This window comes from Mammaliicoccus sciuri (assembly GCF_025561425.1).
Taxonomy (GTDB): domain Bacteria; phylum Bacillota; class Bacilli; order Staphylococcales; family Staphylococcaceae; genus Mammaliicoccus; species Mammaliicoccus sciuri_A.
In genome coordinates this window covers 2,340,931-2,356,709 of the sequence record NZ_CP094824.1, presented here as the reverse complement: position 1 = coordinate 2,356,709, position 15,779 = coordinate 2,340,931, and the positions used below count along the sequence as shown (strand labels likewise).

Annotated in this window: 13 protein-coding genes; all 13 read left to right on the top strand. The window is 33.7% G+C overall.

Going from position 1 to position 15,779, the window contains the following annotated elements; translation table 11 throughout:
- The first annotated feature begins 9 nt into the window (after window positions 1-9).
- The 13 genes from MUA60_RS12275 (at window position 10) to MUA60_RS12215 (ending at window position 15,745) form a co-directional block, all read left to right on the top strand.
- A complete protein-coding gene (locus MUA60_RS12275; RefSeq protein WP_262648433.1) occupies window positions 10-1,158 on the top strand; it encodes a phage major capsid protein in 1,149 nt (382 codons plus the stop codon).
- Between the two features lie 85 nt (window positions 1,159-1,243).
- Window positions 1,244-1,522, top strand: coding sequence for a head-tail connector protein (locus MUA60_RS12270; RefSeq protein ID WP_262641683.1), 279 nt, complete (start codon window positions 1,244-1,246; stop codon window positions 1,520-1,522).
- A gap of 12 nt (window positions 1,523-1,534) precedes the next feature.
- On the top strand, window positions 1,535-1,861 hold the full coding sequence (locus tag MUA60_RS12265) for a hypothetical protein (protein WP_262641682.1): 327 nt from the start codon (window positions 1,535-1,537) through the stop codon (window positions 1,859-1,861).
- Window positions 1,858-2,283 (top strand): hypothetical protein, encoded by a 426-nt coding sequence (locus MUA60_RS12260; RefSeq protein WP_262641681.1) that lies wholly within the window; start codon window positions 1,858-1,860, stop codon window positions 2,281-2,283. The genes MUA60_RS12265 and MUA60_RS12260 overlap by 4 nt, the downstream gene beginning before the upstream one ends.
- On the top strand, window positions 2,280-2,687 hold the full coding sequence (locus MUA60_RS12255; RefSeq protein WP_210126855.1) for a hypothetical protein: 408 nt from the start codon (window positions 2,280-2,282) through the stop codon (window positions 2,685-2,687). The genes MUA60_RS12260 and MUA60_RS12255 overlap by 4 nt, the downstream gene beginning before the upstream one ends.
- Complete coding sequence (locus tag MUA60_RS12250) at window positions 2,687-3,310, top strand: major tail protein (protein ID WP_262650626.1); 624 nt, start codon at window positions 2,687-2,689, stop codon at window positions 3,308-3,310. The genes MUA60_RS12255 and MUA60_RS12250 overlap by 1 nt, the downstream gene beginning before the upstream one ends.
- A gap of 71 nt (window positions 3,311-3,381) precedes the next feature.
- Window positions 3,382-3,573, top strand: coding sequence for a hypothetical protein (locus MUA60_RS12245; RefSeq protein WP_058591716.1), 192 nt, complete (start codon window positions 3,382-3,384; stop codon window positions 3,571-3,573).
- Complete coding sequence (gpG, locus tag MUA60_RS12240; RefSeq protein ID WP_058591715.1) at window positions 3,563-3,925, top strand: phage tail assembly chaperone G; 363 nt, start codon at window positions 3,563-3,565, stop codon at window positions 3,923-3,925. Before MUA60_RS12245 ends, gpG begins: the two co-directional genes overlap by 11 nt.
- Before the next feature lie 71 nt (window positions 3,926-3,996).
- Entirely contained in the window at window positions 3,997-4,128 is a 132-nt protein-coding gene (gene gpGT, locus MUA60_RS12235; protein ID WP_262641680.1) for a phage tail assembly chaperone GT, read from the top strand.
- Window positions 4,129-4,188: 60 nt separating this feature from the next.
- Entirely contained in the window at window positions 4,189-10,200 is a 6,012-nt protein-coding gene (locus MUA60_RS12230) for a phage tail tape measure protein (protein ID WP_262648432.1), read from the top strand.
- A 26-nt stretch (window positions 10,201-10,226) separates the two neighbouring features.
- Complete coding sequence (locus tag MUA60_RS12225; protein WP_316964827.1) at window positions 10,227-11,747, top strand: phage distal tail protein; 1,521 nt, start codon at window positions 10,227-10,229, stop codon at window positions 11,745-11,747.
- Between the two features lie 18 nt (window positions 11,748-11,765).
- On the top strand, window positions 11,766-15,575 hold the full coding sequence (locus MUA60_RS12220) for a phage tail spike protein (protein WP_262648431.1): 3,810 nt from the start codon (window positions 11,766-11,768) through the stop codon (window positions 15,573-15,575).
- Complete coding sequence (locus MUA60_RS12215) at window positions 15,572-15,745, top strand: hypothetical protein (protein WP_262641677.1); 174 nt, start codon at window positions 15,572-15,574, stop codon at window positions 15,743-15,745. The genes MUA60_RS12220 and MUA60_RS12215 overlap by 4 nt, the downstream gene beginning before the upstream one ends.
- Window positions 15,746-15,779 lie beyond the last annotated feature (34 nt).

Below are 15,779 nucleotides of genomic sequence, written 5' to 3'. Positions count from 1 at the left end.
GAAACTAACATGCCAACACTTTATGAATTAAAACAATCATTAGGTATGATTGGACAACAATTAAAACAAAAAAATGAAGATTTAGGTAAAAAAGCAACTGATCCAAACGTAAGTATGGACGACATTAACCAGTTGAAAACAGAAAAAGAAGATTTAGAAAGAAGATTTCAAATTGTAGAGTCTCAAGTTAAAGAGATTGAACAAAAAGAGAAATCAAAAGTTAAAGATAATACAGAGGGTTATACAGGATTAGACGACTCAGAAAAATTAGTAAAAGCTAAAGCTGAATTCTACCGTCATGCAATTTTACCTAATGAATTCGCCAAGCCTTCACAAGAGGCACAACGTTTATTACATGCATTACCAACAGGAAATGAGTCTGGTGGGGATAAATTCTTACCAAAAACACTCTCTAAAGAGATTGTCTCAGAGCCATTTGCTAAAAACCAATTACGTGAAAAAGCTCGCTTAACAAACATCAAAGGTTTAGAAATTCCACGTGTATCTTACACATTAGATGATGACGACTTTATTACAGATTTAGAAACTGCTAAAGAATTAGAATTAAAAGGCGATACAGTTAAATATGGTACAAATAAATTCAAAGTATTTGCTGCGATTTCTGATACTGTCATTCATGGTTCAGACGTAGATTTAGTCAATTGGGTAGAAAATGCACTTGCTTCAGGTTTAGCAGCTAAAGAGCGTAAAGATGCCTTAGCAGTTGAACCTAAATCTGGATTAGAACATATGTCATTCTATAATGGAAAAATTAAAGAAGTTGAAGGCGCAGGCATCTATAACGCAGTTGTAAATGCTTTAGCAGATTTACATGAAGATTACCGTGAAAATGCAGTAATTTACATGAGATACTCTGATTATGTATCTATTATTGCAACATTATCTAACGGAACAACTAACTTCTTTGATACACCTGCTGAAAAAGTATTCGGTAAACCAGTAGTATTCACTGACGCTGCAGTTAAACCAATTGTAGGGGACTTTAACTATTTCGGCATCAACTACGACAACACAACGTACGACACAGACAAAGATGTTAAAAAAGGTGAATACTTATTCGTGTTAACTGCATGGTATGACCAACAACGTACGCTTGATTCAGCTTTCCGTATCGCAAAAGTAGTAGAATTGCCCTAAGAATCCCCCAAATATAGTGGGGGATACAGAGGAATCTTCTGATGATGAAGAATCTGAACTTCCTACAGCATAGGGGGAATACTAAATGGATATAGAAAGTATTAAAAATTGGTTGATTGTTGAACATGAAGCAGATGATGATGTTATAAAAGATTTAATATCATCTGCTAAATCTGAATTGAATTTAAGTGGCGTGTCCGAGTATTCAGATGGAGAACCCGAGTACCCACTTTATTGTTTAGCAATTAAATATATTGTCGCAAGAGATTATGAAACAAGAGGATATACAGAACAGAACCCATATACTAAACAATTCAACGAGAAGGCATTAGAAAATATGATATTGAAATTAAAATCTTGGTAGGAGGTAAATAAGATGAAGTTTAACGAGTTTAAAGATTCTGTTACGTTTTTTGGTAAAACAAAACACAGTCCAGAAGCTTACGATACAGAAGACGAAGAAATATATAAATGTCGTTGTGCTTTATATGATCCCTCTGAAAAAGATTTTAAGCTAGGTGATTTAAACCTAAACGCTACTTCTGTAACTCTCATTATTAGAAGGGTACCAGAACGAGTGGCTTTAAAAACCTCTAGTTACTTCATAGTAAAAACCGGTTTTTATAAAGAAAAAGTGTTCAATATCAAACATTTAAGTGTTATTAATCAAAGTTATATGAAGATTGTAGGTGAGTCATCATGAGAATAAAAGCAGGTAATAAATCAGGCGTATTCTTTGACGAAAAAGCTATCATGAGTTATTTGGAACAAACTTTAGGTAAAAGACGAATGTTAAAGATATATGATGAAGCATTGTCTAAAGCCGGAGAAGAAGTGTATAACGCAGTTAAAGCTAACTTAAGATATTTCAGAGATACTGGTGCCGAGTATGGGGAAATCAAATTGACAAAACCAATGTGGGAAAACGGTATAAGATCCGTGAGAATATATTGGGAAGGTCCAAAAAACAGGTATAGTATTGTACATTTAAATGAAAAAGGTTTTCACACGGCAAGCGGTAAATTCATTAAACCTAGAGGGTATGGCGCTATAGAAAAAGCCTTAAGAAGCGCACGTCAGACCTTTTATAAAACAGTTCAAACAGAAGTAGAAAAATATATATGATAGATATTTTAAATTATGTATATGATACTTTAGTAAATGACGATGAATTAATGACGCTTGTAAAAAAAGAAGACTTTTATTTTAATGATACACCTGATGCAGAAAATATACTAAGACCAACTGTTATTCTTGATGACTTTGATGACCCTTACCCAGAAGAATATTATGATGGTGATATGGTGGCTCAAAATTATGCATTTCAAATTGATGTTTATGTAAAGGCAAACAAAAGCTTTAATGCGAGATTAAGAAGAAATGAAATATCTAGTCGGATTAAAAAGATTTTATGGAATAAACACAAGATAAGTCTCTCAAGCAATATGGGAAATGAAACTAACAAACAATTCGCTTTATATCGCTCAACTAGACGATATGAGGCTATTTTTTATGAGGAGGAATTTTAATTATGGTAAAACAAGCTAAAACACCAAAAGCATATATTAATATAAAGGATTTAGGTTTTGCTGTTTTAACAGCAGACGAACCAGGTGAAAATGGAATTAAATATGAAAAAGTAACGCAAACTAGAGGCTTACAAGAAATCGGTGTTGAAACTGGTGGAGAAATTGTGAATGCATATGCAGATGGTGGGATTATTGAATCTGGTAATACAGATGGAGAATCATCAATCAACTTAACGATGCATGCTTTTCCACAAGAAATTCGAACACTTATCTTCAATGAGATCTATGATGAAAAAGGAATTTATGAAGAGAAAAAAGGTAAGCAAAATAACTATGTAGCTGTATGGTTTAAGCGTGAGAGACGTGATGGTTCATTCCAACGTGTCGGTCTTACGAAAGTAATGTTTAGTGAACCAAATCTAGACGGTAAATCTGCAGAAGACAATTGGGAATTCTCTCAAGAAGAATCAGAAGGTACTGCAATGCACAGAATTGGTGATGATGTACGCAAGATTATCTTTGATTCTAAGACAAAAGATGAAGATGAAGCGGAATTCTTCAAACGTCTATTAAAAGGTGCTTATACTTCAGAGGACGTTGCTGAAGGAATACCAGAAGGTTAATAAATATTTAAAGGTGACTGTAAAAGGTCGCCTATTTTTGTATACAAAAATAATATTATGAGGTGAAAAACATGGCTGAATTTAAAGTATTAAATAAATGTCGTGATAAAGAAACAGGTGAAGTATTTGAGAAAGGAAAAGTTGTCGACAAAACTGTCAAATACATTACTGATTTTGAAAATCGTTTAAAAGAAGCGGGATATGATCAAAAATTTTTCAAAAGAAATATGAAAGTTAAAGGAGACGTAAAAAATGTCAAATAAGTTAAAAAGAAATTACATTCAATTAGTAGAAAATCCAAACGCTGAAGAAATTAAAATGGAAACATTCTTAACGCCACATTTCATTCCGTTAGAAGTGCTTTATGAAGCAACTGACATTATGGCTGAATTAGAAGAAGTTGAAAATGGAACAAGAGAAATGTCATTTAAAGAGCAACTTGAAAAGTTAATTGATGCTGTAGTTAAAATCTATGGTAAACAATTTACTAAAAAAGATGTTAAAACTCGTTTACATGCACCTGATGCAATCTCTGCATTACAAAAGCAAATCGAATTTATTGCTAATGGTCAACAAGACGATGAAACAAAAAAGTTTATACAGAGTCTCAGCTAAAGCAAATAGAAGAAAGTGATTTGACTTATAAGGGTATGCTTCAGAACCTTGATGTGATAGTGCGCGATTTCATGAAAGAAGGTAAAGATGTAAATGACGTCCTAAAAATGCCTTTACATTATATTATACAAATTCTTGATGAGCGCCATACTAATAAAGTTGTTTCTGATGCTAAAGCTGATGCTATATTTGCTAAATTCTAACCCTTAGCCGATAGCTAAGGGTCTTTTTTTATGAATATTTTAAGAAAGGAGTTGAGATAAGTGCCAAATAATATCAAAGGTTTTTCAGTATTAATGAATATGAAAGATGTAAATGTTGAAAGAACGCTTAAACAGATAAAAGGTCAATTCAAAATTTTATCTAGTGAAATGAGTAGATCAACAAGTAATTTTAAACATAGCGAAAAAAGTATGGAATCTTTTAACAAACGTGCCAAAGAATTAAAAAAAGGTATCGATATTACAAAGAATAGTATGGAAGAAATTACAAAACGTCTGAGTAAAATGACTATAGAAGAACAAAGAACTAGTGCAGAAGCTGAGAAATTAAGACTAGAATATAGTAAACAACATAAAGCACTCAATATGTATGAACGTCAATTGAATCAAACAAAAAATGAAATGGATCAATTTGGACAGAATACAAAACGAACAGTGTTTTCAATGGAGAAGATTTCTACAGTTTTGGGGACTATGCGTAAACAATTGAATATAGCTAATATGGCGTTTGAACGTGCCGGGAAGTCAACTAAAACTTATGAAAACTATTTAAAGTCTTTAAATACTGTAATTGAGAAGCATAAAAGAACAATTCAAACTCTTGAGACTAGATACAAATTAGTTTCTAAAGAAAAAGGTGAACTTAGTCAAGAAGCACTAGAATTAAAACAAAAAATTCTTCAAGAAAAAAACTCACTGAATGCTTTAGAATCTCAATACAAGCAAACATCTGTTCAAGCTAAACAATTTGCTTTTGAACAAAAAACCGCAACACAATCTATGTCTGAAATTAGACAAAAAATAACTCAAGTATCTAATGCTTTAAAAATAAGTTCTAGTAATTTTAAATTAACTGGTCAGACTGCAAAAGCTTATAAAGCGCATATTGCTGAGTTAAATAATAGTATGAAAGACCAAAAGCTTATTGTTCAAAACTTATCAAGACAATATGACTATGCCAAAAAGCAATATGGAGAAACTAGTAAGGAAGCACAAGAGTTAAATTTAACGTTACTTGAAGAAAAAACTAAACTTAAAGAACTTGGTGTTCAATTAAAAGACACAACTCAACAACATAACAGATTGGAAATGGAACAACGTGAAGGTATTTCTACAATGGCAGAAATACGTAGTAAGATTTCAGGTATGAATAGTGCTTTATCTTTATCACGTAGTAATTTCAGTACTGCAGGCGAAAGTGTTAAATCTTATAGATCGCATTTGAAAACTTTAAACCAATCTTTTAGAGAGCAAAAAACAGTTTTAAAAGAACTTGAAACTCAATACAAAATTGTTAAACAAACTCAAGGGGCAAATAGCCAAGAAGCGCGAGAACTATCGGAATCTATAAATCATCAAAAGATTCAAATGAATGAGTTAGAAACAGAATTAAAACAAACAGCACAAGCTTATAAGGAATTCCATACACAACAAAAGAATGCACAAATTCTAGGTTCTACAGGTTTCGGAAGAATGACCCAAAGTGTTAATAAGTATAGCGATACAATTAATCAAGCGGGTATGAATATGCGGTCTGCAGGTACAACTGGATTACTTTACATGACAATGCCAGTAGTTGCAGGATTTGGTGCAGCAGTTAAAGTTGGTGCAGATTTTGAAGGACAGATGGCAAGAGTAGGTGCTATCGCAGGGGCAAGTAAAAAAGAACTTAAGGCAATGAGTGATCAAGCTGTAGACTTGGGTGCAAAAACATCATTATCTGCAAATGAAGTTGCAAAAGGAATGGAAGAACTCGCAGCACTTGGTATGAATACTAATCAGATTATGGCAGCTATGCCTGGAACAATCAGTGCTGCAGAAGCAAGTGGTGCAGACTTAGCGACTACTGCCTCAATCATGGCGTCTACCTTAAATTCCTTTAAACTTAAAGCTAGTGAATCAGCTAAAGTTGCAGATATCTTAGCAACTGCAGCTAATGATTCAGCAGCAGACGTTAAGTATATGGGGGATGCCCTTAAGTATGCAGGTACCCCTGCTAATGCCTTAGGCGTTTCTTTAGAAGATACTTCAGCAGCAATTGAGATAATGAGTAATAGTGGTCTTGAAGGTTCTCAAGCCGGTACTGCATTACGTGCGTCGTTTATCCGATTAGCGAAACCTTCAGAAAAAGCATCTAAACAAATGGAAAAAATGGGTATTCATCTTGAAAATAGTAAAGGTAAATTCGTAGGAATGCCTGCTTTAATAGGACAGTTCAAAGATGAACTTTCTGGGATGTCTAAAGCTGAAAAGCTAGCGTCTGTATCTGCAATTGTAGGTACTGAGGCTGCGTCTGGTTTTCTAGCATTGATTGAAGCCGGTCCTAAAAAGTTAGAGAAATACTCTACGTCTTTAAAAAATTCTGGTGGTGCATCTAAAACAGCCGCAGATAAAATGAAAGACAATTTAAAAGGTTCTCTAGAACAATTAGGAGGCGCTTTTGAATCTCTAGCAATTATTATAGGTAATGCTTTTGGTCCGGCATTAAGAAAGTTAGCAGATGCCGTAACATTTGTTGTTGATAAAATAAGTAAATTACCAAAGTCTGTCATTGTAATAGGCACTATACTTACAGGAATTGCTGCAACTATACCGCCATTATTAATTTTATTTGGGTTTATGGCAACCTCAATCGTAAATATTGCGAGTGTTATAGGTCCGTTACTAATAGGTGTTAGTAAAGCAGGCGGTTTAATGGCATTTCTATCTAGTAAGTTAGCTACTGCCACAAGAATGTTTCCGTTATTAGGTAGTGCAATAACATTCGCAGGTGGTCCTTTATTATGGATTGTTGGAGGATTAACTGCATTAGGTATTGGGTTCACAATAGCTTATAAAAAGTCTGAAACATTCAGAAATATTGTGAATAACGCCATAAACGGAGTTAAGCAAACGTTTATTAACGTAGGAAATATTATTAAGGGCTTTTTCCAACTGTTTAAAGGAAATGGACAAGATGGAGTAATAACATTATCAAAAATATTACCTCCTAATGTTGTTGTAGGATTAACTAATTTTGCAACAAAAGTTAAAACTATTTTCTTCCAAGTTGTAAACGCAGTAAAAAGTTTTGGTATGGAAATAGGTAAACAGATTAGTGCTTTTTGGGCTAAGAATGGTACTGAAATTACACAAGCTGTTAAAAATATTGGACAGGTAATAGGGACTGTATTTAGTACAATTTGGAATTTTGTGATTAAACCGATAATGACTTTGATTTGGAATATCATGAAATTATTATGGCCTGCCATAAAGGCATTAATTGTTAGTGTATGGAATAGCATAAAAGGTGTCATTCAAGGCGCTTTAAATATCATACTAGGAACAATCAAGATATTCAGCAGTTTGTTAACTGGAAATTGGAAAGGCGCTTTGAATGGATTAGTTCAAGTTCTAAAAGGTGTAGTTCAATTAATTTTGAATTTAGTACAACTTTGGTTTGTTGGGAAAATACTTAAAGTTGTGAAGTTATTTGGTGGTTTCTTAAAAACTACAATGAGTGGAATCTGGAGTGCTATTAAAGGCATTTTCAGTAAATCACTAGGCGCTATTTGGAATATTACCAAGAAAATATTCGGAAAAGTGTTCACTAGTACAAAAGGTATTTTCACGAATACTAAAAGCTTTTTATTGAAAATTTGGACTTCTATTAAAAACTTTATTGTTAAAACGGCAACAAGTATTTGGACTAATGTTCGAAATAAATTTACAGGATTGTATAAATCAGTCAAATCCATTTTTACGAGTGTTAAAAATTTCACTCAGAAATTGTGGACTTCATTAAAAAATAATGTTGTGAAACTTGCAAAAAGTTTATGGTCAAACGTAAAAAATATATTCACAAAATTATACAATACTGTAAAAGATCTATTTAATAGAACGTTTAATTTTGCTAAAAATTTATGGACGAAATTGAGAAACACTATTAAAAATCTTGCAAGTTCTGCATGGTCAAATGTTAAAAATATTTTTACAAAGTTATGGAACTCCGTAAAATCTATTTTCACAAAAACATTTAATTTCACAAAAAATTTATGGACACGTATTAAAAACACAATTACTACATTAGTTACTGGTGCTAAAAATGGTGTTATTAATGGTTTCAAGGCCATGTATGATAAAGGTAAGTCGTGGATTAATAAACTTAAAGGTTTCTTATCTGATTCAGTAAGCGGCTTTAAGAATATTGCAAGTAAAGTTGGTAAAGGTATAGCAAATGGTGCTATATCTGGACTTAACAAAATGATAGATGGTGTTAACTGGTTATCTAAAAAAATTATGGATAAAAAGTTAATTGGTAGTAAAGTTCCTAAATTATCTACTGGTACCGGCAGCAATGGTGATGTGAAAGCTAATTCTAAAGGTCAATTACAAGAAAATACTCTTGCCATGGTTAATGACAAAGGTCGAGGCAATGGTAAAGGTCCTAATGGACATCAGGAGTTAATCAGAGATAAAGATGGAACAATGTTTGCACCTCAAGGTCGTAACGTAATTGTACCTTTAAGTAAAGGTATGGAAGTTATAAATGGTAAGCAAACTCAATCAATGATTAGTAGTGGCATGATACCTAGATTTAGTGCGGGATCTGGCACAAAGAAACAGACTAAAGAGAAAAAAGACCCATTTACTCAAGGTTGGGACGTAGCAAAAGCTACTTGGAATGCCGGAACAGATACACTTGCTAAAAAAAGTGGCGAAGTTGTAGGTAAAGCAACATCAAAGGCATTTGAAGTATGGGACTACATTGAAAAACCTAGTAAATTAGTGAAAATTGCACTCGAAAAATTTGGTGTAGATTTTTCTAAAATCAAAGGTGTTTATGGAAGTATTATTAAACATGGATATACTGGTCTTAAAAAAGGACTAGTTAAAAAAGTGATGAGTTGGTTTGACGATGCTGGTGGATACGGAAATGTTGATGGTTCAAGTATCTTAAAACATGGTATCAGTTATGGATATAGTCCAAATAAACCATTAGCCGGATATCCTTTATCAATCAATGGCGGTCGACATTATGGTATTGATACTCCACATCAATACGAAAAGATACAAGCACCAACTGGAGGTATTGTAAGAAAACAATATGATCCAGGTGGAGGTACTGTAGCGCAAATACTAAATGGTAAGTTGGCTCAATACTACTTACATTTAACGGATGTGCTAAAAACAGGTCGTATTAAAAAGGGACAAACATTTGCTAAAACGGGTAATAGTGGGGCTAACACAACAGGTCCTCATTTACACACACAAATAGAAGAACCTGCAGCCAATGCCTTAACTAATAGAAATACAAAAGACCCAGTTAAATTCCTTAAAAGCAAAGGTGGCAAGTCTGGTGGTAGTTGGTTAGGTACAGTTAGGACTGCCTTAAAAATTGCCAAACTGCCTGTTACACAAAAGTATATTAATGCTTGGCTTAAGCAAATAGAAACAGAATCAAGCGGTAATGCTAGAGCAATGGGTGGAAATGACGGATTAGCTGATGGAAATGCAAGGGGGCTTGTACAAGTTAAACCTGGTACTTTCAAAGCCAATCAAGGTAAAGGTATGGGTAATATTTGGAACCCACTGCATAACTTAGTAGCTGGTATGAATTACGCAAAAAGGCGTTATGGCTCAAGTTTACTAGGTGTCATCGGTCATGGACATGGTTACGCTACAGGTGGTTTAATTAACACGCCCGGTTGGTATAACATTGCAGAACAAGGTCATGGTGAATGGATAATTCCAAGGGATCCATCAAGAAGAAATGATGCGATGAAGTTATTAGCCTTAGCTGCTAATGATATTAAATCAAACAATAACAAACGTCCGAACCAATTACCTAAGCCAAAGAACTCAAATGACGGTAATTCAGAAACTTCATTATTACTTAAAATGATTGAAAAGCAAGATGAAACAATCAATGCGTTGAAAGACTCTGTTGAATTCTTAGCTCAAATTGCTGCTAAAGACTTTAGGCCTGTAATTGATAAATATGAACATGAGCGACAAGTTTTTAATGGAATAGATAAGTATGAAAGAACTAAAAAGCGTAAAAGTAAATTTTAATCAGCATATGAGAGGAGGTCTTCAAAATAGAGACTATTATAATTAATAATGAAAGACTTTCATGGCTAATTGTTGAAAGAGGGTTTAATATACCCTCTTTTAATTTTGTTACTGAAGTTGAAAAAATAAAGGGTAGACCTGGAAGTGTTAAGAGAGCAAGACAAATTGATGGATATGAAATTGAAATTCCCATGATAGTTCATAACGATTACCTATCAGAAGGGGGTACAAAAAATCATGATAAAATTACTAATGAGTTAGTAAAGTTTGTGAATTATGATGAACCTGTTACTTTTAGATTTAGTAATCAAAATTGGTTTTGGAAAGTACACATAGATGGTCCTTTCGAAATACCTTTAAATACTGAAGGTCAAATAACAAAATTTAATTTGAAATTAACAATATTAGACCCTCGTAGGTATTCAGTAAATGAACTATTTAATACTGCTGTTTCTGACCAAATAGGTGTTGTTAACAATGGAACTGCAGATACACCTGTCATCATTGAAGCAAGAGCCCTGAAAGATGCAACGAGTTTCATGGTTGCTAAAGGTAAAGATGGTGTAGCTAAAGACTATTTTATGATTGGTAAATCAGAAGATGCTAACAAATTTAATAAAGATGAAGAACCTTTTTTATTCAATGATGAATTTCACACAGGAATTGGCAACTGGGCGTATGTAGGGGCTAACACAACGTTTGGTAACTTATTAGACGGTGGAGATGCAAATGGGGGTCGATTTGGTGTATCTGAATTAAAGGATAGTATCTATCCTAATAATTACGGTACTACTGTATCAACCAATTGGCATGGTGCAGCAATTTATAAATCATTAGGTAAAAGTTTAGGTGATTTTAGAGTGAAGTTCAAAGTACTTGTGAGACATCATGCAGATACAGGTCCTGGTAAAGGTTTTACCTATATAGTTGATGAGAATAATAGAACGTTATTCAGTATCGGTTATGTCAATACATCAACTAGTCGTAACTTCGGTCAAATTATCGCATATGCCTACAATGAACATGGCGAGGCACAACGTATTTATACAAGAGAAACACCATTTAAATATTTGAAAATAGCTAACATGCATGTCTTTATGACATTAGAACGTAAAGGCAATGAGATATACATTGAAACTTGTAAATATGATTATGGTAAAGATAAAGGAAGAAGAAAACCACTTGATAAAGATTCTAAGATTTTTAAAGATAGCGGCAATTTTTATCAGCGTAAAGCAAGGATTGCTCAAATGTATGTTGGTAAATCAGCTAAATATGAAAAAAGAATGTATGTAAATTTATTAGGGTTCTCTGTACAAGAGTTGCTGCCGAAGCAATCTGATGTCACACCTATCGTAATAAGGAAAGGTGACTTTATTGTTGTAGATACGGGGCAAAATATTGTGACTTTAAATGATGAGAATGCACTTGAGATGAAAGATTTTGGCTCAAATTACTTCATGTTAGATAGTGGGATGTCGGAATTAGTAATAGAACCTGAAGGTACTTTTGATACAAAAGCGATATGGCGTGATAGTTATTACTAAGAAAGGAGGTAAAGCCACTTGATCCATGTATTAGATTTTAATAGTAAAATAATTGATTTTATTAGCAGTGATGATATTGCTGTGACTAGAGCTGAATACACGAGAAACAAACAAGACAAAAGTGAACTTTTAAATATAGAAATCTTAAGTGAGAGAGCTGAACACTTTAAAAAGCGTAATCGTGTCATCATACAAGATAAAACCAATGCGTATCGAGAGTTCATTATCAACAGAATTGAAGAAAGTGGCGATATATTAGAAGTTGAATGTGACCCTTCTTATGTAGAAGATATCGGAAAAGCTAAGCCAATACCCGCTGGTAAGTTTACGAAAATGACTGTAAACGAGGCCCTTTCAGAAACGTTAAAAGATTCAGGTTGGGAAGTTGGTCTTTGTGAATATGGCGGAATTAAATCGATGTCATGGACGTCAGTAAGAACACCATATGAAATGATAAGCCAATTAACCACAACTTATAAATTAGAGCCAGATTATGAAATAGAGATTGATGGTAATGAAGTTGTTAAAAGAAAAGTAAATATGCTTGAACCAAAGCCATTATTTAAAGGTAAGGAGATCGTATATGGTAAAGATTTAATTTCTATGAAACGTACGGTTGATATGACAGAGGTTAAAACTGCCTTATTTGCTTTTGGGCCTGAAAAAGATGACGGAACACGTATCAGTACAGTTGTAGTAGATGATGAAGCACAACAACAATTCAATTTACCAAAGCGTTATTTATGGGGTATCTATGAACCTGAATCAGATGACCAAGATATGACAATTGAAAGATTGACGACACTTACAAAAACAGAACTAAATAAACGTAACAGTGCAGCTTTAAGTTATGAAATAGAAGCGTTTGATTTAGAAGAAGACTATCCACATGAAATTATAAGGTTTGGAGATATTATCAGAATTAAGAATACTGATTTCACACCTAGTTTATATGCTGAAAGTGAAGTGATTGGCTTCACACATGAATTGATATCAGGGGAGTTAACTTGGACGTTTGGCAATATCGTTGAGTATGAAGAAGATGATTTACTTAAATATTTTAGAAGTCGTCTAAAAGATATAGAGAAGAAATTTAATGACGATATAAACAATGTTAGCTCAATCATTACAGATCGTATTGATGAAGAAGTTGAACGTCTACAAAGGAAACTACATCGTGGGCCAACACCACCTGATAATCCTGAAGAAGGTGATTTTTGGTTTGACACATCAAATCCAAATGTAGCTGTTTTAAGAGAGTTTGTAAATGGCGAATGGAAACATGCTTCGGCACATGATGTGGAGCAAATCGGTGGTTTAAGCAGAGAAGTCATTATTTATAGACAATTATTAGAAGCTACACATTCAATGAGTGCTGAAATAGCTAATCAGATGGAAAGAACTAATGTTGCATTAAGCTCAGAGTATCTCGTTGATTTAGATGTTAAAGGTAAATTGCAAAAAGCTTTAAGTGATATGCTGGCGAAATTACAAATCGTTAAAAATTACATGGATAGCATGACTGAAGAAACTGCCACTATTGGTAGACTAATGGAATGGCAAAGCGCATTAGTAGACTTGAGAAATGACTTTTATTATCTAATCGTGGCGCTAATCGAAGCAGAGAAAGCTATTCAAGAACGTTTGAAATACTTACAATCACAATACACAGAAGAAAAATTCAATGAAGCCATGCAAAATGTAGCTGATAAATTTGGGTTTGAATATACAGAAGATGGTTTTCTTGTTGGAGAGGGTTCTTTAATCAGCGGTGCTATTCAAGCATTACGAGAAGATACCGAAGAACAATTTAAACAAGTAGTGAAAAGTGTTGATTATGAAACAGATAAGAAAGGTATTGTTGAACGTTTAAATAGTGCAGATAGCGCAAGAGAACAATTAGATAAATTGATAAAAGACCGTGTGACTTTGACCAAATACAACAAGATGAAAATAGGTACACGTAACTTATTATTGAATAGTAAAGAACGTTCGGATTTATTTGGAAGTTCCAGGCATAGAAGAATTGTTTACCATTTAACAGAGCCTTTAAAAGTTGGGCAAGAGTATACATTAACATTCGATATGGAAGTTACAAGTGGAGATAATTTTGGGAAAACAACTGTATTGCCATATGAACCGAGTAATGGATCAATATATATAACAATTGATAATAGCACCCATAATAAACTTACTTTTGTAGCAAATGTTCCAAGTACACTTTTATTGATTTATTCAGCGGTTAGTTCAACACCAGAGAATGACACAACTGAAATTAAAGTTACAGACGCAATGCTAGTTGAAGGGAATAAGATTGGCGATTATTCACAGGCACCAAAAGAACAAGAAGAACGTCTTGAAACAATGGAAACGAGCATAGAACAAAATGGTATAGACATTAAATTAAAAGCTAGTGAAGAAGAATTTAATAAAACTAAACAAACTTTATCAAAGACTTTATCAGAAGTATTAATCAATACTACTACCGGTGTTACATTATCTTATGATGACAATGGGAATGTGAATGATTTAAATGTTGGACCAGGTGGCGTTAAAATTAATGCCAATGTATTTGAAATTAATGATGGAGATGTCATTGTTAAAGATGGTGTCACAACAATTAAGGACGCTTATATAGATAAACTATTCTCTAAACAAGCGACTATCAATTATTTAAACAGTGTTGATATTACCGCAAAACGTATTGAGGCGAAAGACAATAAAGCGTCAGTAAATATTGAAAATGGCACTATAACTATGACTAGAGCAGATGGTCATAAACTTGATATGGGTATCAATGGTATTGAGATGTTAAACCCCGATGGGTCTAAACGTTTTAGTATGGATAGATTATTGGTTACAAGTGCAGCATTAGGAACATCTAATTCCAATGTGTATTTAGCAGCTCAACAAGGCTTTGAAGTTCGAGCAGTTGACATTACACAAATACCAAGTGACGGTGCATGGGATAGTTATCGCTATGTACCCATTAGAGCAGATAGTTTTATAGGTAATAAGGTTATGACTAATGGAGGTACTAATCTTTACTTGGGCAGTGATGCAGAAGTACGTGTGACATCTCGTGGTGGATATAATGGTACAGATACGATTTATAGAGATGTTAGAGCATTAGGTTTTTATGGTAATTATTTAGATTCAAACTATGTCACAGCGGGCCAAAATATTTATATTCGACCTGACAGAGGCTCAGAGGTGAGGTTTACTGTTAGAGGTACGACAGATAGCTATGTTGATATAAGAGGTGGTACGGGTTGGCTAGCATCAGTATCTCATCGAGATTCAAACGCTCGCTTTTATATCGGAAGTGATAATGGCGTTAGAATCACTGGACGTTCTCTATATAATGGTGGGGATATTATTTGGCGCGACTTAGCTGCCAATGGACTATATGCAAATTTCTTGGAAATCAATCCGAATACAAACGCCTCTAATTTATATTTAAGAGCGAATAACGAAGTCCGTATTACAAAGCGGAATTCCACTAATTCATATATACCTATTAGAGCAGCAAGTGCAACGTGGACGTCCTCTGAACGTTATAAATATGATATTGAGAATTGGGATATAGATGTATTAGAACATTTGGTTGATCGAGTGCAATTATATAGTTATAAGCTATATTCAGAAATGGAAGAAGACAGTCAACGAGTTAGGCATGGTGTTGTCTTAGAAAGAGAAACGCCAGACGAATGGAAAAACGGAGACGGTGTCGATTCTTATGAAATGACGGCATGGTGTCTTAAAGCTATACAAGAATTAACTAAAAAAGTCCGTGCATTAGAAACGGAATTGGAGGCAAAATTATGAATGAACAAAGCATACAAGCAAACCCACAAATTGTTATAAGCAATCTAGTGCAGGAAAATTCAAGACTTACGCATGAGAATGCAATTTTAAAAGCAATATTGCAAGAACAAAATGAACAACAAAATGAACAACAACAAGCTGATAATAAAGCACCTACTCAAAACGAGTAAGGTGTTTTTTATATAAAAAATTTAAAGGAGTGTT

Excerpts from the sequence above, each read along its gene's own strand:
- MUA60_RS12215 (WP_262641677.1), top strand. The coding sequence starts at position 15,572 with ATGAATGAACAAAGCATACAAGCAAACCCACAAATTGTTATAAGCAAT.
- MUA60_RS12270 (WP_262641683.1), top strand. The coding sequence starts at position 1,244 with ATGGATATAGAAAGTATTAAAAATTGGTTGATTGTTGAACATGAAGCA.
- MUA60_RS12265 (WP_262641682.1), top strand. The coding sequence starts at position 1,535 with ATGAAGTTTAACGAGTTTAAAGATTCTGTTACGTTTTTTGGTAAAACA.
- MUA60_RS12260 (WP_262641681.1), top strand. The coding sequence starts at position 1,858 with ATGAGAATAAAAGCAGGTAATAAATCAGGCGTATTCTTTGACGAAAAA.
- gpG (WP_058591715.1), top strand. The coding sequence starts at position 3,563 with ATGTCAAATAAGTTAAAAAGAAATTACATTCAATTAGTAGAAAATCCA.
- MUA60_RS12245 (WP_058591716.1), top strand. The coding sequence starts at position 3,382 with ATGGCTGAATTTAAAGTATTAAATAAATGTCGTGATAAAGAAACAGGT.
- MUA60_RS12275 (WP_262648433.1), top strand. The coding sequence starts at position 10 with ATGCCAACACTTTATGAATTAAAACAATCATTAGGTATGATTGGACAA.
- MUA60_RS12255 (WP_210126855.1), top strand. The coding sequence starts at position 2,280 with ATGATAGATATTTTAAATTATGTATATGATACTTTAGTAAATGACGAT.
- gpGT (WP_262641680.1), top strand. The coding sequence starts at position 3,997 with ATGAAAGAAGGTAAAGATGTAAATGACGTCCTAAAAATGCCTTTACAT.